Here is a 21,084-nt window from a genome sequence, read left to right on the forward strand (position 1 = left end):
CTCAACGGTCTTCCCCCGCTCGCAGCACACGCACCAGGTCCACCCGGGACAGCAGGCGGGCCAGTGCCAGGACGACCGCGCTGATGACGAGCGCCGTCGCCAGCGCGGTCAGGGCCACGGTGCCCCAGGGGATGATCTGCGGGAGCGGCGGATAGGGGGCCTGCCCGCTGTCGTCCACGGTGACCAGCGGCAGGACAGCCGCCGCCAGGGCCATGCCCATCAACGCCCCCGGGACCACCGCGAACAGCGCCAGACTCAGCTGCTCGGCGCCCAGCAGCGCGGACAGGCTCTGGGCGCGGACGCCGATCGCCCGCAGCAGGGCGAACTCCTTGCGCCGCTGCCGGGTGGAGACCACCGCGTGCACGGTGAAGGCGATGACCGCGAAACCGGGGGCGAGATAGCGGACCAGTTCCAGCGTCCGGCGCAGTCCGGTGCGGAAGGGGTCGGCCCGGAGGGACGCGGCGGTCTGCGCCGTGGTGGTGACCCGGCCCAGCGCCGGCTGTGCCTCCACGGCGGCGGCCGTACGCGCGCTGTCGCTGCTGTCGAGCCACCAGAACGCGGGGTCCTCCTGGTCCACGCCGGCCTGTGTCATCGCGGTGGCGAGTTGCCGCTGATCGGCGATCAAATGCCCTTGACCGCGGCCCAGTCCGGGCAGCGAGTCGACCTTGCCCACGATGCGGGCGGTGATCCGGCCCTCGCCCAGGTCCAGGGTGGTCGTGCCGCCCACGCTCAGCCGTGCCTGGCGCAGCGTCGTCGCGTCGGCGCGCACCGGAAGCGGCGCCGGACCGCCCGCCGGACCCGCGACCAGCCGCACCTGGCTGCCGGCCTGGGTGTCGTAGTCGCTGTCGGACAGACCGCCGAAGGCGTCCGAGGTCGCCCGGGAGGGCCGCATGCCGGTGCTGATGACGGTCCGGAGCACGTTGCTGCTGCCGGGAGCGATCGAGCACACCCCGGAGGTGCCCGGTTCGTAGCTGTCGGTCAACTGCCCTTTGCAGGCGCCCTCGGTGGAGTCGGCGGCGTGGTCCGTGCCGTCGGCCCAGACCTGCCCGCCGGGGAGCCGGGTGACCCAGCTGTCCGTGGTGGCGCGCGCGCCGACCCGGATCAGATCGAGGTCCAGGCGCGCGGGAGGCGTGTTCGGCTGTGGCAGGACGTTGACGGCCGTCACGGTCAGTGGATAGGCCCTCGGGTGGCCGCCGCTCAGCGCCACGCCGAGCGGGATCGCGACGGTGTGTCTGGTTCCGTCGGCGGTGGGCAGCCGGGTGGTCACGACGCCGACGAGGCCGGACGCGTCCTGCACGGTCAGCTCCAGGCTCGGTGCCACGCGGTTGCCGTCGCTGCGCAGCCGCTCGTCCAGCAGCAGCGCGGTCGGACGCCCGGGGAGCGGTATGCCGGGGACGACCGGTGCCGGGGTGCGGGGAGCGGGTCCGCCGACCGTGCCGACCAGGTCCTCGGTGGCGCCGCCGGGCAGGTTCACCGTCGACCGGGTCACCGGGGCCACGTCGGTCACCGCGGGTAGGGCGCGATAGGCGGCGCCCAGGACGGAGGAGGGGTAGCCGTCGTCCGCCGACGGGGTGATCCGCACGTCCGCGCCGACGGTGAACGCGGCCCGCTCCGACGCCAGACCGCCAAGACAGGCCAGCGCGGTGGTGGCGAAGGCGCTCACCGACATGGCCAGGCACATCAGCACCACCGGGCCCGCGTTGCGCGCCGCCCGCCGGCCCAACTGCCAACCGGCCAGCGGGAGTACGAGCCCCCGACCGCGTCGGCCGTACGCGTCCAGCAGCAGCGAGGTCAGCGGCAGCAGCCGCAGCAGCAGGAGCGCGGCGGCACCGGCCACCAGGGTCGGCACCAGGACCAGCACCGGGTCGGCGGAGGCGCTCCCGGTGCCCATGTCGGCGATCAGCGAGTGGTGCCGCCGTAGCTCCAGATAGCCCAGGGCCGCGACGGCCAGCAGGGCCAGGTCGGCACCCAGCCGCTGTGCGGCGGCGGCCCGTGCGCCTCGGGTCGGCCGCGAGCGCGCCGACGGGAGCACGGGCAGCAGGACCGCCGCCGCATGCACCAGCAGGGTCAGCCCTACGGCCGCCCACGCGTCGGTGCCCCGGCTGCCGGGGTGCAGCAGCCCGGCCAGGAAGGGGGCGGCGACGGCGGCCGGGACACCGGTGAGCGCCCACTCGGCCGCCGCGCCGCGCAGCAGCCTCGGGGTGCCGGCGCCTCTGGCCTGCTGGAGCGCCAGTTCCTCGCGCCGGCGCACGGTCAGTTCGCGGGCGGCCAGCACCAGAGTGGCGAGGGCGAGGACCGCCAGCAGCACGCTGGGCAGGTACAGCGAGGACCGGGCCGCCACCGTCGGGACCGTCAGGTCGTCGATCGCGCCCGGCAGTCCGGAGGCCACCGTCACATCGGCCAGCGACGGCTGATGTCCCCGGAACACCGACACTCCGCTCTGGCTGCCGGAGAAGGCGCGCAGCCGGTCGCGCAGCGCGGTGAGGCCGTCCGCGTCGAGCCGGGAGAGGTCGGGCTGCACACTCCAGTGGGCCGTCAGATGCCCGTTCAGGACGGCGCTGCCGTTGAGAGCCGACGGCGAGACCACCAGCAGGTCCTGGTCCGCGGTCTCTCCTTCGGCGAGGTCGCCGGCCATCGCGGGCCAGAACCCGACGGCACCGGTCGCCCGGAAGACGCCGGTGATCCGCAGGGTCATGGCGCGGTTGAAGGCGTCCCGCACGCGGAGGGTGGAGCCGGGACCGAGGCCCAGACGTTTCGCCAGCGCGTCCGGCACCGCCGTGTCGACCGGGGCGGTGGACCCGGTGGAGACCCTGACCTCGGGCAGCGAGGTGAACGCGCCGGCCGGGGCGTCTGCGGTGCCGGCGGGCCACCGCCCTGCGGTCAACCGCGCGAACCCGCCCCCGTCCTGCACCGCGACCGGATGCAGCCCGGTGCCTCCCGGGGTGCGCGGTGCGCCCGCGACCCCGTCGACGCCCGTCACCGAGACCGGCGAGGTGCCCAGCAGCCCCACATACGTCCGCTGCGGCACCCCGGCGAACACCCGGTCGGCGGCGGCCCGCACATCGCGGTCGGCGGCGGCCATGCCTCCGGCCCGGAAGGAGGCGTTGACGTTCACCTGCGCGTCGAGGTCGGCGGCCAGCCGCCGTACGGCACCGGCCTGCACCGAACTGCCCGCGAGTGCCGCGAGGGCGGCCAGTGCCGTCGCGCACAGCAGTACGGTCACCGCGACGGCGGCCAGCACCAGCCCGTGCTGGGCGGCCCGCCTGGCGACCACGGGAAGCCGCCGCCGGGCCGGACGCGGAGCACCCGGGCCTCGCCGCGGCGAAGACCTGACGGCCGTGGCGACCACATGAACCCCCGCAGAATCGAACATGTGACGTACGGCGCGCCACAGTCCTACCAGGCACGCTTCGGGCGACGCAAGAAACGCCGATCACCGGCGCCCGCGAACTGACCTTGCGGATGGCCTCGGTTGAGGGGCGGGAACGGTGCTTGTACCACCGGCCGCACGCTGCTGACCAGGGATTCGGCCGCCGCGTTCAGGTTGTGTTCAGGCTCGGACGGGCCTCGGCCAACTCACGCACCAGAAGCACCAAAGCTCTGGCAAAGGGGGCTGGGGCCAGCGCCGGACACCGTGCCATCGTGCCTGCCATGACGACAGATCACCTCACGCACCGACGGCCCCCGGGCCACGTACGACACACGGCGAGCAAGGTGCCGGAGGTGACCGTCTACTTCTGGATCATCAAGGTACTGACGACCGGCATGGGCGAGACGGCCTCCGACTTCCTGGCGCACGCGTTCGGCCCGATCCCCGCCGTCGGCCTCGGCGGCCTCGCCCTGGTGGCCGCCCTCGTGGTGCAGCTCACCGTCCGGCGCTACGTGGCCTGGATCTACTGGACCGCGGTCGTCATGGTCAGCGTCTTCGGCACGATGGCCGCCGACGTCTTGCACGTCGGCCTCGGTGTGCCGTACGCGGTCTCGACACCGTTCTTCATGCTCGCGCTGGCCGCGGTCTTCGCTCTCTGGTACCGCTCCGAAGGCACCCTGTCCATCCACAGCATCCACACCCGGCGCCGCGAACTCTTCTACTGGGCAACCGTGTTGGCCACCTTCGCCCTGGGCACAGCCGCCGGGGACCTCACCGCCACGATCGGCCTCGGCTACCTGGGCTCCGCCGTCCTCTACGCCGTCGCGATCGCCGTTCCCGCAATCGCCCACCGGTGGGGCGCCCTGAACGCGGTGGCCGCGTTCTGGACGGCGTACGTCATCACCCGCCCGCTCGGCGCCTCCGTCGCCGACTGGATGGCCGTAAGCCACGGCCGCGGCGGCCTCGCCATGGGGCTCGGCCCGGTCACACTCTCCTGGACGGTGGCCATCCTCGGCTTCGTGGGGTACCTGGCGTTCACCCGCAAGGATGTCGGGCAGGGCGCGGCGTCGGCATGAGGTGAGGGGCAGGTGCGCGGTCGGCCCGCGGGCAGTGTGACCAGGAACCGTGTTCCGGGTGCGTGCCCGGGGTCGTACGTCACGTCGCCGCCGGCGGCGGAGCGGGCGAGGCGTCGGGCCAGGGGCAGATCGAGGCCCGTCCTGCCAAGGATGTTGGGCAGGGCGGCATGAGGTGAGGGGCAGGTTCGTGGTCGGCCTGCGGGGAGTGTGACCAGGAACCGTGTTCCGGGTGCGTGTCCGGCGTCGTATGTCACTTCGCTGCCGGCGGAGCGGGCGGGTGTCGGGCGTGGGGTACTTCGAGGCTGGCCCCGCCAAGGATGTCGGGCAGGGCGGTTCGGGGTGGGGGCAGGTTCGTGGTCAGCCCGCGGGGAGTGTGACCAGGAACCGTGTTCCGGGTGTGTGCCCGGCGTCGTGCGTCACTTCGCCGCCGGCGGAGCGGGCGAGGCGTCGGGCCAGGGGCAGGCCGAGGCCCGCCCCGCCGTGGCCGTCGGCCGGGTCCGCCCGTCGGCCGGGCTCGAAGAGCAGCCCGGTGAAAGCGGGCGGTACGCCCGGGCCGTCGTCGGTGATGTCGACGCCCACACCGTCGGGCGTGCGGTGCACGCGGACGGCGACGGTGGAGCGGGCGTAGCGGCAGGCGTTGGCGAGGAGTGGGCTGACGATGCGTTCGAGGAGGGCGGGCGGTACTCCGGCCACCAGGGACGGGCCGTCGACGGTGACCGTCAACTCGCCCGGCACACACAGGACTTCGGCCGGCCGCCGCAGCGTGGACAGCATCTGCGCGGTGCCCGGAGCGGTGAGCGTGCCGTCGCGGGCGTCGGCCAGCAGGGTGTCGCAGATCGTGCGCATGGACTCGGCGGCCTCCGCGATGACCTGGTGGCTGGCGTCGGTCTGGTCGGCCGTGCGGGGTCGGGCCCGCCACCAGTCGAGCTCGGCGATGATCCGGCTCAGGGGCGTACGCAGCTCGTGCGAGAGTTCCCCGGTGAGCTGCCGCTCATGGCGCAGCAGGGTGCGGATACGGTCGAGGATGGCGTCCAACGACGCGCCGAGACGGGCGAGTTCGGCCGGGTGCCGCATGCTGCCGAAGCGTTCCCCGGAGGCCACGGCGCTCCACTGGCCGGCCTGGTCGGTCATCGTGCGGACCGGGCGCAGGGCGCGGCCGACCGCCAGGCGGGTCAGGACGTAGGTGCAGGCGAGCATGACCGCGTCCAGGGCGAGCGATCCCAGGAGCAGGGTGTCGGCCGAACTCCGGTACGGGGAGAGGTCCAGCGCGGTGACGACGGTGGCGCCGCCGGAGATCGGGTAGGAGCACAGGCGCAGTGGGCCCCCCGCGTCCGCGGTGACGCACCGCTGTCCGCCTCGGGAGGCGAGCGCGTCGGCGACCCGGGTCAGATGGCCCGCGGCCGGCGGCGCCTCCAGGAGCCGTCGGCCGGAGTAGATCCACACGTCGGAGTCGAGGAGTTCGTCGTGGGAGGTCTCCAGGACGCGCACCGTCGGGCCGCTGGTGTCGACCGTGGTCGCGACGGCCGCCGCGCGGGTGCGCAGTTCGTCGTCCGCCTGGTGCTGGAGGCGATGGCCGGCCACGGAGTTGAAGGCGACGGTCAGGACCAGCATCAGCAGCGTGGCCGTGACGAGAGCCACCAGCGAGAGCCGGCCGCGGAGCGTACGGGGCGCCGCACGGCGCAGGAGGGCGGTCGCGCGCCACCGGCGACGGGCACCGTTCACGCGCCACCGGTGCAGGACACCGCTCATACCAGGTGATGCCCGATCCCGCGCGCCGTGCCGATCGTCCGTTCGCTGCCCGCCTCGCGGAGCTTGCGGCGCAGCCGGGTCAGGTACTGGTCGAGGGTGTTGTCGTGCACCCGGGCCCCCTCGGGCCAGCCCGCCCGGACCAGTTCGCGGCGGCTGACGGTCCCGCCGTGGGCCGCCATGAGCGCGGCCAGCAGCCGGAACTCGGTCGGCGTCAGATCGACCCGCGCGCCGCGCACGTCGACCGTGTGCCGGACGGCGTCCAGCACCAGGTCTCCCGCCGTGGCGGCGGCCGGTGGCGCGGCCCGTTTGAGGGCCGCCCGCAGCCGGGCCGCGAGCTCGGCGAGATGGAACGGCTTGGACAGATAGTCGTCGCCCCCGGCCGAGAACCCGGCCAGCCGGTCGGGCAGCCGGTGGTGCGCGCTGAGAAAGACCACGGGGGAGCGGAACCCGTTCGCGCGCATCGCCTGGCACACGTCCCGCCCGTCGGCATCGGGCAGCCCGATGTCGAGCACGGCGGCACAGATGTCGTCGGTGGCCAGCCGAAGAGCGGTCGCACCGTCCGACGCGGGCACGGTGTCGAAGTCCTCGTCCCGCAGCCCGCGCATCAGCACGTCCCGCAGCGCGTGATCGTCCTCGACGACCAGGATGGTCCGGCGCATGATGCTCCCGTGGATGACTACAATTCTGTAGACCGTCTACGGCACTGTAGACGATGGCGGGGCGGGGACGCGTCGTACGGCGGTCGGGACGGGTTCAGCTCGGCCCCGGTACGGCGGGCTCGTCGGCCGTACCGCTCGCGATCCTGATCGCTCTGGCGGGCCACGTCCTCCTCAATGAGCGCCGGAGCCCCGCCCGGCCCACCTCCCCGCCACCCGGGACCGGCGGCGAGCGATACCGGGTCACCGAGCGGACCGCCTGACCACACCCCCACCCCCTCCGAGGGACATCGAAGCGCCCGACCGGGGCACGCGGGAGTGTGGGCCACCTACCGTGCGCCCGCACATCGGCCCGTCCAGTGTTTCCAGGAAAGGCATCATGACCTCGTCTCATACACACAAGTGGGGCCTGCGGAACGGCAGTTCCACCGGCCGCCGGAGCCACGCGCCGGGCGAGGCCGAGGGGAAGCGCGCGCTGGCCGTCACCGGGCGTGCCGGATTCGTCGCACGGGGCGTCGTCTACGTCCTCGTCGGCGCCCTCGCCCTGCGGATCGCGTTCGGCGACGGGGGCCGGGAGGCGGACCGGCAGGGCGCGTTGCAGCAGGTCGCGGCGCAGCCCTTCGGGAAGGCGATGCTGTGGATGCTGGTCGTCGGCTTCGGCTGCATGGCGATCTGGCGGGCCTCCCGGGCGCTGCTGGCCAAGGGACCGAAGAACAAGGTCGGTTCGCGGTTGCTGGACGCGGGCCGGGCCGTGTTCTACGGCTTTGTCTGCTGGGGTACGGCGTCCTTCGCGGCCGGGACCGGTGGATCGTCCGGCAGTGACGCGAAGTCACAGGACTGGACCGCCTCGGCGCTGAAACTCCCTGGCGGCCAGGTCCTGGTGGGTCTCGCCGGCTGTGTCCTGATCGGAGTCGGGGTGACCCTCGCGGTGCGTGCGGTGATGCGGCGCTTCCTGCGGAGGCTGGAGACCGGGAGGATGAGCCGCCGGGTACGGCAGGTCGTCACCGCTCTCGGTGTGGGCGGCGGCGCCGCGCGCGGTGCCGTGTTCGCCGGCGTGGGCGTCTTCGTACTCGTCGCGGCCGTCCGCTTCGACCCGCACCAGGCCAAGGGCATGGACGCCACCCTCCGCACCTTCGCGCACACCCCGGCAGGCCCATGGCTCCTGGTCGCGGTGGCCGTCGGGCTCGTCCTCTTCGGCGGTTTCTCCTTCGCCTCGGCACGCTGGCGCCGCCTGTGACCGGTGCTCGGGGGACTCCGGCGGGAGGGCCCGGGAACAAATATCCGTCCGCGCGGACATGAAGTCGCCCGGAGGGGGCACGTGGGGTTCGTCCTGTCCTCCCACTCAAGGCGGCATCGTGGTTTCCTCCGTGAACACCCTCGGCGCAACTGCCCCTGCCCGCGCGGGAACACGGCAGACGGCGGACGAACTGCCCTGGATCGAGGACGGGTCCAAGGTCGCCCCCAAGGACGCACGCGTGATGTCGCGGCTCTTCCTGGACCGGCTGCGGGAGTTGGAGGAGGGCACCCAGGAGTACCAGTACGCGCGGAACACGCTGATCGAGATGAACCTGTCCCTGGTGGCCTTCGCCGCCCGCCGCTTCCGCAACCGGGGCAGCGGCGACATGGAGGACGTCATCCAGGTCGGCACGATCGGTCTGATCAAGGCCATCGACCGCTTCGACCTGACGCGCGAGGTCGAGTTCACCTCCTTCGCGATCCCCTACATCGTCGGCGAGATCAAGCGCTTCTTCCGCGACACCACCTGGGCCGTGCACGTCCCGCGCCGCCTCCAGGAACTCCGCGTCGACCTCGCCAAGAGCAAGGAGTCCCTCGGCACCGAACTGGGCCGCACCCCCACGGTCAAGGAACTCGCCACCCATCTGGAGCTGACCGAGGACGAGGTCGTGGAGGGGCTCATCGCCGCCAACGGCTATGTCGCCGGTTCCATCGACACCCCGGGCGGCGACGACGAGGCCGACGGCGCGCCCAAGTACGCCGACACCATGGGCGACGCCGACCCGGCCATGGAACTGTTCGAGGACCTCCATACGCTCGCCCCGCTGCTGCAACGGCTGGACGAGCGGGAGCGGACCATCATCGAGATGCGCTTCGGCCAGGAGCTGACCCAGGCCGAGATCGGCCGCGAACTGAACCTCTCGCAGATGCACATCTCCCGCCTGCTGAACCGCACCCTGAAGAAGCTGCGCACCGGCCTGCTGTCCATGTGATCCGGGCCCGCACATCAGCGAGCGGTCTGTGAGGATGGGCCCATGGATGTGCGGAGCAGAAACCGGGTGACCGTGACCGGCCGGGCCGGCGGGCCGGTGGTGGTGCTGGCGCACGGGTTCGGGTGCGACCAGCACATGTGGCGGCTGGTGGTACCGCTCCTGGAACGCGACTTCACCGTGGTGCTCTTCGACCATGTGGGCGCCGGACGTTCCGCTCTGTCGGCATGGAGCCCGGAGCGCTACTCGACGCTGGACGGCTACACCGAGGACGTGCTGGAGATCTGCCGTGAACTGGACCTCGGCCCGGTGACCTTCGTCGGGCACTCGGTGAGCGCGATGATGGGCGTCCTGGCCGCCGCGCGCGAGCCCAAGGCGTTCACCGGCCTCGTGCTGCTCGCCCCCTCGCCGTGCTTCGTCGACGATCCGGCCAACGGCTACCGCGGCGGGTTCAGTGCCGAGGACATCGACGAGCTCCTGGGCTCCCTGGACGCGAACTACCTGGGCTGGTCGGGCGCCATGGCACCGGTGATCATGGGCAATCCGGAGCGCCCGGAACTGGGGGAGGAGCTGACCAACAGCTTCTGCCGCACCGATCCGGACATCGCCCGCTCCTTCGCCCGCGTCACGTTCCTGTCGGACAACCGCGAGGACCTCGCCGACGTCACCGTGCCCACCCTGGTCGCCCAGTGCTCCCGGGACGCGATCGCGCCCCCGGAGGTCGGCGAGTTCGTACGGTCCCGGATCCGGGGGAGCCGCCTGGTCACCCTGAACGCGACCGGCCACTGCCCCCAGCTCGCCGCGCCGGAGGAGACGGCCGCCGCGATCACCGAGTTCGTCGGGGCCACCGGCCGATGAACACAAGCGGCGAGACCGCGAGTGGCGATCACAGATCTCCCGGGAACCAGCCCGGCGCCGAGCACGCGGCGTTCTCCGCGCTCCTGGAGGACAGCGCCGAGGACCTCTACGAACACGCGCCGTGCGGCTACCTGTCCACCCTCATGGACGGCACCATCGCGAAGATCAACACGACGCTCCTCGACTGGCTCGGCCACGAACGAGGCGACCTGGTGGGCCGCAGGACCTTCTCCGACCTGCTGACCGTGGGCGGCCGGCTCTACCACGAGACCCACTTCGCCCCGCTGCTGCGCATCCAGGGCGAGGTCAGCGGCATCGCCCTGGAACTGCGGACGACCGACGGCGGCCGACTGCCCGTGCTGGTCACGTCCACGGTCAAGACCGGCGCCGACGGCCGGCCGCTGCTGATCCGCACCACCGTCTTCGACGCCCGCGACCGCCGCGCCTACGAGACGGAGCTGCTGCGCGCCCGCCGCCAGGCCGAGCGCGAACGCGAAGAGCTCATGCGCCTCAACGCCACCCTCCAGCAGACCCTGCTGCCGCCAACTCTGGTGAACGTGCCGGGACTTGATGTCGCCGCGTACTACCACGTCGCCTCCACCGACATGGTCGGCGGTGACTTCTACGACCTCTTCCCGCTCTCCGCCGGGACCTGGGGGCTGTTCCTGGGAGATGTGTGCGGCAAGGGTGCCGCAGCGGCGGCCGTCACCTCGCTGGCCCGCTACACGCTGCGCGCCGCCGCCGTCTACGATCCCGACCCGGCCGCCGTCCTGAGCAACCTCAACACCGTCCTCAACCACGAGTACAACGGCCACGACCCGAGGTTCTGCACCGTCGTCTTCGGACTGCTCACACCCGAGGGCGAGTACGGCGGCTTCCGCATCACCCTGGCCAGCGGGGGCCACCCGCCGGCCCTGCTGCTGCGCGCCGACGGCAGCGCCGACCAGGTGGACACGCCGGGTGGACAGCTCATCGGTGTGCTGCCCGACGCCCACATCGCCACCGCCACCGTCCATCTGGCGGCGGGCGACACCCTGCTGCTGCACACGGACGGACTCACCGAGGCCCGCCAGGCCCGCACCGCCGACGGCGACCGCTACGGCGACGAGGCCCTCCTCGACTTCGCCCGGGCGCTGGCACCCACCACCGCCTCCGACGCCGTAGCGGCGATCCGCGATCTGCTCGACACCTTCGGCACCGGCATCGACGACGACACCGCCGTCCTCGCCATCAACGTGCCCCGACCGCCCAGCGAAGAGCAGCAGTGAACCGACTCGCCGTACAGACCCGGACCACCCCCGCGGGACCCGTCGTCGAACTGACCGGCGAGCTCGACTACGACAGCTGCGCCCAGGTGCGCGATCTCCTGCCCGCGCTCGCGCTCCAGGACGGCCAGCAGCTCGTCGTCGACCTGACCGGTGTCACCTTCTGCGACTCCAGCGGCATCACCGCGCTGCTCGCGGCCCGCAACCACGCCCTCGCCGCCCGGGCGGACATCGCGCTGGCCGCGGTCCCCGCGCACCTCGGCCGGATCTTCCAGATGGTCGGCCTGGACCAGGTCTTCTCCACCCACCCCACCGCACAGGCGGCCGAAGCGGCCTGGACCCCTCCGGCGGCCCGGCCCTGAACCGTCAACGGGCGAGATAGAACCGGATCGTCGTGCCCTCCGGAGCCGTATGCACACGCACGAGGTCAGCGACGGAGTGGACCAGGAGGAGTCCGCGCCCGCCGGGCAGGTCGCGTGAGGGCGGGCGGCGGCCGGCCAGTGGGTCGGTCAGCCGGCCGCGGTCCTCGACCTCGCAGACGATCTGCTCGCCCTCGGCCCAGATCCGCAGCGTCCCCGACCCGCCCCCGTGCACCACGCTGTTGGTGGTCAACTCCGCGACGGCCAGCGCCAGATCCTGCGACCGAGCGCCCGCCAGACCCAGCCGCTCGGCCTCCTGGACCGCGAACCAGCGGGACTTGGGGAGTTCTCCCGTGTCGAACGCGAGAGAGGCCGCGCCCGGCGGGTGGACGAGCGGCTCGTTGTAGCGGGCGATCATCCGCTCGGGATCGTAGGTGTCGACAGGGAGTTGACCCTGTCCGTCGATGACGAGGGGATGGGTGGCGCGGGCGTCGGCGAGCACCTGGGGTGCCAGGCGGTCCGCGTCGTAGGGACACAGGATCGTCAACTCGCGGTCCTCGAAAGCGGAGTTGATCAGCGCCTCGTGCTGGACGCACGCCGGGTACTCCACGGCCGTGCGACCGGGCCAGATCGGTTCCCCGATGATCCGCACCCGGCTGCCGGAGTGGGCGTCGGCGAAGGCCCGCAGGACGCCCGGGATGATCCGCCCCGGATTGCGGCCGACCTCGGTCATGTCGAGGAACCGCACCCCGGCCGCGCCCGGCCCGAGTCCGGCTCTGATCAGGGCGAGTCGAGGTCCCGGCACGGCGACCGCGACGGGCTCCCCGGCCGCCAGACCGTCCCGGACGAACGACACCGTGCCCGCCGTGTACTGCTCCTCGCCCCGGTAGAACAGCGCGGGATGGACGAACGGTCGACCGTCGGTGGCCGTACTCATCGCACCGCCACCTCGATCCTCGTCGGTCCGGCCGGAACATGTCCACGACGCGCGGCAGTCTACGGCGGTGGCCGCGAGGCCGTCAGGAACAGAAGTCCGTGAGGGTGTCGGTGAGGATGTCCGCCAGCCGGTGGAGGGAGGCGATGTCGGCCCATTCGACGGCCTCGTGGGCCCCCGCGCCGTCGGCCCCGAAGAGCAGACAGGGGATCCCGGCCCGGTCCAGGAGGGCGCAGTCCGTCCAGTACGGCTCGGCCAGGACGGCGGGCGTGTGACCGAGGACGGACCGCGCGTGGTGGAGCAGCGTGCGGACGACGGGCTGGTCCGGGTCGCCCTCGAACGGCTCGCGGTGCAGGCCTCGGCGCAGCTCGTAGCTGAAGTCCGGGACGGTGGCCGCGAGTTGGTCCAGGATCGCGGTCAACTCCGCCTGGACGGTGTCGGCATCTTCGCCGGGTACGGTGCGCCGCTCGAGCGTGATCCGGCACTGCGCGGGGTACGTCGAGGGCTCCTCGCCGCCGTGGATGACGGAGGCGTGCACGGTTCCGGAGCCGAGCCGCGGGTGGCCCTCGGCGGCGGCGAGGCGTCGGCCCAACTCCTCGACGGCCACGAGGAAATGACCGGCCTTGGCGATGGCGTCGATGCCCAGGTCGGGCCGCGACCCGTGGGCCGCCCGCCCGTGCACGATCACGTCGAACCAGACGAACCCCTTGTGCGCGAGGATCACTTGGAGCCGGCTCGGTTCGGTGACGATCGCCGCGTCGGCGGTGAACGACTCAAGTACCTCCTCGGTACCGGCACTTGCGTTCTCCTCGTCGGCGACAAGGGCGAGCAGCACATCACCGCGCAACGGCCCCCGCGCGGTGGCCCGGGCGGCGGCGATCATCATGGCCGCGACACCGCCCTTCATGTCGCAGGCGCCGCGCCCGTAGAGCCTCCCGTCCTCGATGCGGGGGCTGAGCGGCTCGCCCTCGTAGCCGCCGAGACCCACGGTGTCGAGATGCCCGTTGAGCATCAGCGAACGGCCGCCACCCGTGCCCCGGGCGATCGCGACGAGGGACGGACGACCCGGATTCCGTTCCAGCCGGTGCACCTCGAACCCGCGCGCGCCGAGCCAGTCCGCGCACAGATCGGCGATCGCCCCTTCGCCCGCACCCGAGGCCGCGAGCTCCGGATTGACGGAGTCGACCGCGACCAGCCGCTCCAACAGCCGTACGGGATCGAGTTCTTCGGACTTCCGCGTCATCGCTGCTCCTCCTGGGCGTGGGGGTTGGCGGCCGTGCCCTCGGTGCTCAGCAGGACCACGGTCGAGTCGGAACCGACGGCCAGGGCTCTACGGCGTCCCGCGGCGCCCGCCCCGGTCAGCGCGGCGCGGGCACCCGCGAGCGAGGCCGCGCCGCACGGGCCCGACGAGACACCGGCGGCGGCGAGATCGCGGGCGGCACCCGCGCTGTCGGCGTCCGTGACCGCGACGGCCGCGTCCAGACCGTCGCGCAGCAGGGGCCATGCCAGGCTGGAGACGGTGCCGCAGTTCAGCCCGGCCATGGTGGTGGTGCCGGTCGGCACACCGACCGGCTCCCCGCGGCCGAGGCTCGCCAGCACGCAGGCCGCGGTGACGGGCTCCACGGACAGCAACGCGGTCGCGGCGGCCCCGTCCCGCCGGCTGCGGTGGTGCGTGACGGCGGCCTGCGCGAGCGAGCCCACGCCCGCCGGGACGACCACCAGGCCCGGTGCCCCGGCGCCCAACTGCTCGTCGATCTCGGCGAACAGCGTGGAGTAGCCCTCCACGATCCAGGCGGGGATCCGCTCGTAGCCGGGCCAGCCGGTGTCCTGCACGAGCACGGAGTCCGACCCGGCCGCAGCCGTCTCGGCCGCCCGGCGCACGGCCTCGTCGTAGGAGCCGGGCACCAGGACCACGTCCGCGCCCTCGTCCTCGATGGCGGTCACGGCCCCCGGGTGGACGCCTCGCGGCACGAACACCTGGGCGCGCTGCCCGAACAGCCGCGCCATCCGGGCCACGGCCCGGCCGTGGTTGCCGTCGGTGGCGGTGACCAGGCGCACCGGGTGGCCGTCCGTCCGCCGGGCCAGCACCCGGTGGATCGCCCAGGACGCGCCAAGCGCCTTGAACGCGGGCAGCCCCAGACGCGCGGACTCGTCCTTGACGAACACCCGCCCGACCCCCAACTCGGCCGCCAGGGAGGGGAGTTCGGTCAGCGCGGTGGGCGCGTAGCCGGGCAGCCCGGCGTGGAACTCCCGCACCTCGGCCGGAGGCGGCGCGCAGGTCCAGGTCCGGGCGGCGGGTCTGACGTACCAGGGCAGGCGGCGCGGGGCGGAGCTGCCGGAGAGGAGAGAAGTCTTGGACACATGATCAGCGTGTGATCAATCGTATGATTAGTCCAGCGCATGTTTTCGAACAGTATTCGTCAGAAAAACTGACCAGTGGCTGACCGGGGAGGCCGGTGATGTTCGATCTGCACCGACTGCGCCTCCTGCGCGAGCTGAAGCACCGCGGCACGCTGGCCGCCGTCGCCGCCGCGCTGTCGTACAGCCCCTCCGCCGTCTCCCAGCAGCTCTCGCAGCTCGAGTCCGAGGTCGGTGTCCCGCTGCTGGTGCCCGTGGGGCGCCGGGTGCGGCTCACCCCGCAGGCGGAGATTCTCGTCGCGCACACCGAGGCCGTGCTCAAGCGGCTGGAGGAGGCCGAGGCGGACATCGCCACCTCGCTCACCGATCTCACCGGCACGCTGCGCATCGCCTCATTCCAGACCGCGGCGCTCGCCCTGGTGCCGACCGCGCTGACACTGCTGCGCGACGCCCACCCCCGTCTGCGGGTCGAGGTCGCCCAGGCCGAGCCGAGCGAGGCGCTGCCCGCGCTCCTCGCCCGCGATTTCGACCTCGTCATCACCGAGGAGTACCCGGGCAACCCGCACCCCCGGCCCGCCGAACTCGAACACGAACCCCTCTGCGAGGACCCGCTGCGGCTGGCCACACCGAGACCCGTCGACCAGGGCACCGGACCGCTGGACGAGCTCCGGGCGCTGGCCGACCACCCCTGGGTGATGGAGCACGTGGGCTCACCCGCCCGGCACTGGGCCACCGCGCTGTGCCGCACCGCGGGCTTCGAACCCGATGTGCGCTTCGAGTCCGCCGACCTGGTGCTGCATCTGCGACTGGCCGAACTGGGCCATGCCGCCGCCCTGTTGCCGGACCTCGCGTGGAACGGCCGCCCGCCCGCCGTCACGCTGCGAGAACTCCCCGAGGGCCATCGCACCCGCTCCCTGTTCACGGCCGTACGCAGCGGACGCGGCCCCCACCCGGCCATCCGCGCCTGCCGCCAGGCACTCCGGCGGGCCATCGCGCCCTAGTACGCCAACTCGCTTACGGAGCAGTCCTGTTCAGGTCGAGCCGGCCGACGCGGGCCACGTTCTCCCGGTCGTCGGCGTCCGGGCTCGGTTCCGCCGCGAACCAGGCGTCGAGGATCTCCTTGAGCAGCGGCTCGGACGTCAGGCGCAGGCCGAGGGCCAGCACGTTGGCGTCGTTCCAGCGGCGCGCGCCGTCCGCCGTGTAGGCGTCCGTGCACAGCGCCGCCCGCACGCCCGCCACCTTGTTCGCGGCGATCGACGCGCCCGTTCCGGTCCAGCAGCACACGACCGCCTGGTCGGCGGTCCCGGCGGCGACCTCGCGGGCCGCCGCCTCCGAACAGACCGCCCACTGCGGGTCGTCCCCGGGCCGCAGCGCACCGTGCGCCAGCACCTCGTGACCGCGCTCGCGCAACTCTGCGACGAGGGCGCGCGCCACAGGTTCGTCCATGTCCGAGGAAACAGAGATCCGCATGCCCCGGAGGCTACTCAGCGGACGACTTCCGTGCCATCCGGGCCGACGACGGCTACGACCGGCGCCAGTTCTGGTTGGCGCCGCCCGTACAGGTCCAGATGTCCAGTGCCGTGCTGTTGGCCGTGCCGTGGCCGACCGCGTCCAGGCACTTGCCGGAGCCGACGTTGACGACGCTGCCGTCGGAACGCACCCGCCACTGCTGGTGGGCGCCGCCGTTGCAGTCCCAGATCTCCACCGGGCTGCCGTCGGCGGTGGCACCGCCGGTGACCTCGAGGCACTTGGAGTCGTAGACGGTCAGCTGGTTGGTGGCCGTGGAGGTCCAGGTCTGGTGGGTGCCGCCGTTGCAGTCCCACAGGGCGGGCTTGGTGCCGTTGGCCTGATTCGCGCCGGGGACGTCCACACAGCGGCCGGACTCCTGGCCCTTGAGGGGTGCCGAGACCGCGCCGCGCTGCCAGCTCTGGTTGGTGCCGCCGGTGCAGGTCCACAGCTCCAGCAGGGTGCCCGGGGCGGTGCCCCCGGCGGTGGCGTCCAGACACTTGCCGGAGCTGGGGTTGACCACCGTGCCGTCGCTGTTCACGGTCCACTTCTCGGCGGCGGTGCCGTCGCAGTCGTAGAGCTGCACCGGGGTGCCGTCGGTCGTGGCGCCGCCCCTGGCGTCCAGGCACTTCGTGCCGTCGTAGACGGTGAGTTGGCCGGCCGGGGCCAGGGTCCAGGCCTGGTTCGCGGCGCCGTTGCAGTCCCAGAGCGCGAGTTGGGTGCCGTTGGTCCGGCTCGCCCCGGGGACGTCCGCGCAGAGGCCGGACTGGCGGCCCTTGAGGATGCCGGCGTGGTTCCCCGGCGGGTTCGCGGTGACGGACAGATTGTCGAACTGGTCGGTCTGGTAACCGACCACACCAAGGCCGATCTGTCCGGCCGAGAACGAACTGTCGTCCGTGGCACCGAGGTTGGTCCCGTCGGCGGTGGCGGTGATCCGGTCGCCGGAGAAGCCGAGGGAGAGCGTGTGCCAGGCGTGGGTGCCGAGCGCGGCCCGGGTTCCGGAGAGCAGGGTGGTCAGGGTGCCGGCCGCCGAGCTCCTGACGAGGGACCAGGCGCCGGTGTCGCTCACCCGGAACAGATAGGCGGCCTGGTGACTCTGCGGCCGGTTCTGGGTGTTGGCCCGGCCCAACAGCTCGACCGTACCGGCCTGTTGGAGGTTCACGTCGACCTTGACCGTGTAGTCGGTCCAGGTCGGGTCGCCCAGCAGCGAGAAGGCGTCGGAGTCGTCCTGCCACTCGATCGGCTTGACGGGGGCCACCTGCTGCACGCACTGCCCCGACCGCCCGTCGGCGCACGGACGTGCCTCGAACGCGCCTTGCATGTCGGAGAGATACGCGGCCTCGGTGCCGGTGGCGTCGCTGTCGAAGCTGTCGCCGTAGGGCAGTGCGAGGGCATGGGCGGCGGGCGCGGTGGCGGTGCCCTTGCCCTGCCCCGTGGTCGTGGTGGCCGTGTAGATCCAGCCCGGCTGGAGCGTCAGCGAGTACGCGCCGCCGGTCGGGGTGATGTCCTGCGTGTGCACGAAGTCGGTCGCCGGGCTGGGGCTGTTCACCCGGGTCGCCCACACGTGCACCGCTCCCGTGGACAGACCGCCGCGCACCTGCACGTCGACCGTCTGCGCCGCGGTCGCGGTGGTGGTCTCCAGGACCGTCGAGTAGTCGGACCCGTTCGGCGACTTCAGCGTCGCGTAGGTGCCGTTGGACTCGGTACCGCCGAGGTAGCCCGACGCGGAGTCGACGAACTTCCAGCCGGGCTGGGCGAATTGGGTGACCTGGGCGGTCGCCCAGGTGTCCTCGCCGATCGCGTAGGTGCCGGACCAGGGCGAGTTCGCGGTGGCCAGGCCGACCGTGCTGAACGGCAGGTTGGGGTAAATGGCCGCGACTAGCGGCCAGTTGAGGTATGCGGTCATCCGGGCGTCCACATAACCGCGCACGATCGAACGGATCAGCGCCGGGGCGCCGGAGTCCATGTCGAGGGAGCCGTTCTCCGACGCCCACAGCGGTTTGCCGTTGTTCTTCGCCGTGGTGGTGCTGGAGCAGGTGTCGGCGCTGCCGCCGTCGCCGCCCGCGCAGGGGTAGTGGGCGCCGATGACCGAAACGGCGTTGTCGAACGCGGAGTTGCTCGTCATGTCGTCCGCGACGCTCCAGCCCGAGTCGTCGCCGACGATCTGCACGGAGCCGTATCCGGCGCTGTCGAGCGCGGACCGCAGCTGGATGTACCAGTCGACGTCGTGCCCCCGCTCGTTCCAGCCGCCGAGGTAACTGATCGTCAGACCGTGCTGCTTGGCGCAACCCAGCCAGGAGGTCAGGTAGTTGATGGTGTCGGTGGACCAGAACCCGCCGCTGATCCAGCCCGGGGCGGCCCAGGCGAGACCGTACAACTTGAGGTCCGGATTACGGGACTCGGCCTGCTCGGCGAGCCAGAACTCGTATCCGGCGTCGCAGTTGATCTGTCCCTTGGTGTGCTCGATGGACGGCTCGGAGCCGTCGGTGGAGTTGGCGTCACCGCCGATCTCCAGCTTCAGCAGCTGCAGGTCAGCGCCGGAGCCCGGTTTGAACAGGTAGTCCAGGATCTGCGAGCGCTGGGCGGCCGGGTAGTCGCGCAGCAGCCGGGAGTTGCCCCCGCCGCCGCTGATCGCGCCGATCCCGTCGAACGTACGGCCGCTCTGACCGCCGTCCACGGTGATGGTGGTGGCCGCAGCCGCGGCGGCCCGGGCCGGCTGTGCGCCGACCGAACAGAGGGCGGCGACAAGCGCCATGACCCACAAGGGCAGGAGGTGCCTCAAGGTTCTTCGCACGGAGCCGTCCTTCTCCAGCGGGGGGTGAGGACAGCTTCGGAGAGCGCTCTCAGTGTGAGCCGGCGGAGCTGTCCGTGGAGGTTTGCGCGACAGTGTGGGGACGTGTTGAATTGGAGTCAAGGGTCTATACCTGTTGAACTACGGAGCAGTGATCCGGGCCGTGCTCATCCGGCCGACTCGCCTGCTACGTCGGCGAATCAGCCGTTCCCTGACCGCCGGTCCCGCCGCTCCACTCCGGGTACGCGGCCACCGCTGTCGGCAGGGTGGGGAAGATGTGGTCCTCGCCGACCGAGTCCACCAGCCCGTACGCCTCCAGGTCGACCCGGAGGTCCTGCTTCACCCGCGCCAGGGCGAACACCACGCCCCTGTGGGTGAGTTCGCGGCGGAGCTCGTCGACCGCGTCCAGGGCGGTGATGTCCACCTCCACATTGGCCTCGGTGTTGAGGACGAACCACCGTACGGGGACCGCCTGTTGGTCGACGGCGGCCAGCGCGCGGCGGCGGAAGTTCTCCGCGTTGGCGAAGAAGAGCGGTGAGTCGTAGCGGTAGACCAGCAGACCGGGGACGGTGCGGGCCTGCGGGTAGTCGTCCACGTCGTGCATGCCGGCCATGCCGGGGACCAGGCCCTCGACGGCGTCGTGCGGGCGCGCCACCCGGGTGAGGAGTTCGGCCACCGACAGGCCCACGGCGACGATCACGCCGTAGAGGATGTCCAGGGCGAGGACTCCGGCCAGGCAGCCGAGGGCGAGGAGGAGTTCGCGGCGGCGGAACGTGGCGAGGCGGTGGAAGCCGGAGAGGTCGATCATGCGGACGGCCGCGTAGACGACGAGGGCGCCGAGTACCGCCGAAGGGGTGCGGGACAGCAGGGGGCTCAGGAAGAGGAGGACCGCCAGGACGACCGCTCCGGCGACCAGTGAGTACGCCTGGCTGCGGGCGCCCGTCGAGGAGGCCAGCGCGGTGCGGCTGGCGCTGCTGCTCACCGGAAAGCCGTGGAGGACACCGGCACCGAGGTTGGCCGCGCCCAGCGCCAGGAACTCCTGGTCGGCGTCGAGCGCGGGGCCCTCGTCCTCGTCGCCGCCGGTGAAGGCGCGGGCGGTGAGGATGAAGTCGGTGTAGGCGACGAGCAGGACACCGAGTGCGGGCAGCACCAGGTGGGGGAGTTCGGTGAGGTCCGGCAGGCCGACCGTGGGAAGTCCCGCAGGGACATGGCCGATCACCTTGATGCCGTACCGGTCGTCGAGGTCGAACACCGCCACGGCCGCCGTGCCCAGCACCACGGCCAGCAGGGGGCCGGGCACCGCCTTGGACATGCGCGCCACCGTGAACAGGAACGCCAGCAGGACGGCGGCGAACAGCAGCGTGGGCCCGTGGAGGCGGTCCAAGTGCCGTACGAAGGACCAGAGTTGGGGGAAGAAGGCCGAGCCGGTCGTCGGCACCCCGGTGAGCTTGGGCAGCTGGTCCACGATCATGATCAGGGCGACGCCCGCCAGATAGCCGATCAGGACCGGGCGGGAGAGGAGATCGGCGACGAAGCCGAGTCGTACCGCCCACGCGGCCAGGCAGAGCAGGCCGACCGTGGCCGCGAGGGCGGCGGCGAGGGTGGCGTACCGGCTCGGGTCGCCGGCCGCGAGGGGGCCCACCACGGTCGCCGTCATCAGCGCGGTCGTCGACTCGGGGCCCACGGACAGCAGCCGGGACGAGCCCAGCACCGCGTACAGGGCGAGCGCGGGGAGGATCGCCCACAGGCCGGCCACCGGGGGCAGTCCGGCCACCCCGGCGTACGCCATCACCTGCGGGACGAGATACGCGGCGACGGTGACACCGGCCAGCAGGTCGCCGCGCAGCCAGGCACGCCGGTATCCGGCGAGCGCGGCGATTCCGGGTGTCAGCCGCCGCCACTCCACGCGGCGCCCGCCCGGGCTGTGGGACACGGTG

At 72.5% G+C, this 21,084-nt stretch carries 17 protein-coding genes; 8 read left to right on the top strand and 9 right to left on the bottom strand.

The genetic code is table 11. The features are described from left to right. Window position 1: 1 nt before the first annotated feature. Window positions 2-3,274, bottom strand: coding sequence for an FtsX-like permease family protein (locus tag SSP08S_RS64190; RefSeq protein WP_019069033.1), 3,273 nt, complete (start codon window positions 3,272-3,274; stop codon window positions 2-4). A 377-nt stretch (window positions 3,275-3,651) separates the two neighbouring features. Between SSP08S_RS64190 and SSP08S_RS18165 the strand changes: the two genes are divergently transcribed. After that, window positions 3,652-4,446: a COG4705 family protein gene (locus SSP08S_RS18165; protein ID WP_043259526.1), complete on the top strand. Its 795-nt coding sequence runs from the start codon at window positions 3,652-3,654 to the stop codon at window positions 4,444-4,446. A 357-nt stretch (window positions 4,447-4,803) separates the two neighbouring features. Here the strand turns inward: SSP08S_RS18165 and SSP08S_RS18170 are convergent, their stop codons facing one another. Both SSP08S_RS18170 and SSP08S_RS18175 read right to left on the bottom strand, forming a co-directional pair. Continuing rightward, the gene (locus SSP08S_RS18170; protein WP_019069035.1) at window positions 4,804-6,195 is read right to left on the bottom strand and encodes a sensor histidine kinase; all 1,392 of its coding nucleotides are present in this window, start codon (window positions 6,193-6,195) and stop codon (window positions 4,804-4,806) included. Next, complete coding sequence (locus SSP08S_RS18175; RefSeq protein ID WP_019069036.1) at window positions 6,192-6,854, bottom strand: response regulator transcription factor; 663 nt, start codon at window positions 6,852-6,854, stop codon at window positions 6,192-6,194. Before SSP08S_RS18175 ends, SSP08S_RS18170 begins: the two co-directional genes overlap by 4 nt. Before the next feature lie 53 nt (window positions 6,855-6,907). Between SSP08S_RS18175 and SSP08S_RS61760 the strand changes: the two genes are divergently transcribed. From SSP08S_RS61760 to SSP08S_RS18200, 6 genes are all read left to right on the top strand, one after another. Continuing rightward, window positions 6,908-7,114: a hypothetical protein gene (locus tag SSP08S_RS61760; RefSeq protein WP_158697179.1), complete on the top strand. Its 207-nt coding sequence runs from the start codon at window positions 6,908-6,910 to the stop codon at window positions 7,112-7,114. 116 nt (window positions 7,115-7,230) lie between these two features. Beyond that, window positions 7,231-8,088: a DUF1206 domain-containing protein gene (locus tag SSP08S_RS18180; RefSeq protein ID WP_019069037.1), complete on the top strand. Its 858-nt coding sequence runs from the start codon at window positions 7,231-7,233 to the stop codon at window positions 8,086-8,088. 115 nt (window positions 8,089-8,203) lie between these two features. Further along, on the top strand, window positions 8,204-9,079 hold the full coding sequence (locus SSP08S_RS18185; protein WP_439654577.1) for an RNA polymerase sigma factor SigF: 876 nt from the start codon (window positions 8,204-8,206) through the stop codon (window positions 9,077-9,079). Between the two features lie 42 nt (window positions 9,080-9,121). Continuing rightward, entirely contained in the window at window positions 9,122-9,934 is an 813-nt protein-coding gene (locus SSP08S_RS18190) for an alpha/beta fold hydrolase (RefSeq protein WP_019069039.1), read from the top strand. Continuing rightward, entirely contained in the window at window positions 9,931-11,202 is a 1,272-nt protein-coding gene (locus SSP08S_RS18195) for a PP2C family protein-serine/threonine phosphatase (RefSeq protein ID WP_019069040.1), read from the top strand. The genes SSP08S_RS18190 and SSP08S_RS18195 overlap by 4 nt, the downstream gene beginning before the upstream one ends. Further along, window positions 11,199-11,561 (top strand): STAS domain-containing protein, encoded by a 363-nt coding sequence (locus tag SSP08S_RS18200; RefSeq protein ID WP_019069041.1) that lies wholly within the window; start codon window positions 11,199-11,201, stop codon window positions 11,559-11,561. The genes SSP08S_RS18195 and SSP08S_RS18200 overlap by 4 nt, the downstream gene beginning before the upstream one ends. A gap of 4 nt (window positions 11,562-11,565) precedes the next feature. Here the strand turns inward: SSP08S_RS18200 and SSP08S_RS18205 are convergent, their stop codons facing one another. The 3 genes from SSP08S_RS18205 to SSP08S_RS18215 all read right to left on the bottom strand — a co-directional run bounded on the left by SSP08S_RS18205 (window position 11,566) and on the right by SSP08S_RS18215 (window position 14,853). After that, the gene (locus tag SSP08S_RS18205) at window positions 11,566-12,495 is read right to left on the bottom strand and encodes an anti-sigma factor RsbA family regulatory protein (RefSeq protein ID WP_019069042.1); all 930 of its coding nucleotides are present in this window, start codon (window positions 12,493-12,495) and stop codon (window positions 11,566-11,568) included. Window positions 12,496-12,577: 82 nt separating this feature from the next. After that, the gene (locus SSP08S_RS18210) at window positions 12,578-13,735 is read right to left on the bottom strand and encodes an ArgE/DapE family deacylase (RefSeq protein ID WP_019069043.1); all 1,158 of its coding nucleotides are present in this window, start codon (window positions 13,733-13,735) and stop codon (window positions 12,578-12,580) included. Then, window positions 13,732-14,853 (bottom strand): diaminopropionate ammonia-lyase, encoded by a 1,122-nt coding sequence (locus tag SSP08S_RS18215; RefSeq protein ID WP_019069044.1) that lies wholly within the window; start codon window positions 14,851-14,853, stop codon window positions 13,732-13,734. The genes SSP08S_RS18210 and SSP08S_RS18215 overlap by 4 nt, the downstream gene beginning before the upstream one ends. Window positions 14,854-14,951: 98 nt before the next feature. Between SSP08S_RS18215 and SSP08S_RS18220 the strand changes: the two genes are divergently transcribed. Continuing rightward, window positions 14,952-15,851 carry a LysR substrate-binding domain-containing protein gene (locus tag SSP08S_RS18220; protein WP_019069045.1) on the top strand — a complete coding sequence of 300 codons (900 nt, stop codon included), beginning with the start codon at window positions 14,952-14,954 and terminating at the stop codon, window positions 15,849-15,851. Between the two features lie 13 nt (window positions 15,852-15,864). Here the strand turns inward: SSP08S_RS18220 and SSP08S_RS18225 are convergent, their stop codons facing one another. The 3 genes from SSP08S_RS18225 to SSP08S_RS18235 all read right to left on the bottom strand — a co-directional run bounded on the left by SSP08S_RS18225 (window position 15,865) and on the right by SSP08S_RS18235 (window position 21,080). Then, window positions 15,865-16,320, bottom strand: coding sequence for an RpiB/LacA/LacB family sugar-phosphate isomerase (locus SSP08S_RS18225; protein ID WP_019069046.1), 456 nt, complete (start codon window positions 16,318-16,320; stop codon window positions 15,865-15,867). A 52-nt stretch (window positions 16,321-16,372) separates the two neighbouring features. Further along, on the bottom strand, window positions 16,373-19,111 hold the full coding sequence (locus SSP08S_RS18230) for a ricin-type beta-trefoil lectin domain protein (RefSeq protein ID WP_019069047.1): 2,739 nt from the start codon (window positions 19,109-19,111) through the stop codon (window positions 16,373-16,375). 223 nt (window positions 19,112-19,334) lie between these two features. Beyond that, window positions 19,335-21,080, bottom strand: a complete 1,746-nt coding sequence (locus SSP08S_RS18235; RefSeq protein ID WP_026178603.1) for a SulP family inorganic anion transporter — start codon at window positions 21,078-21,080, stop codon at window positions 19,335-19,337. Between the last annotated feature and the right edge of the window lie 4 nt (window positions 21,081-21,084).

The organism is Streptomyces hokutonensis (assembly GCF_000376565.1).
Lineage (GTDB): Bacteria > Actinomycetota > Actinomycetes > Streptomycetales > Streptomycetaceae > Streptomyces > Streptomyces hokutonensis.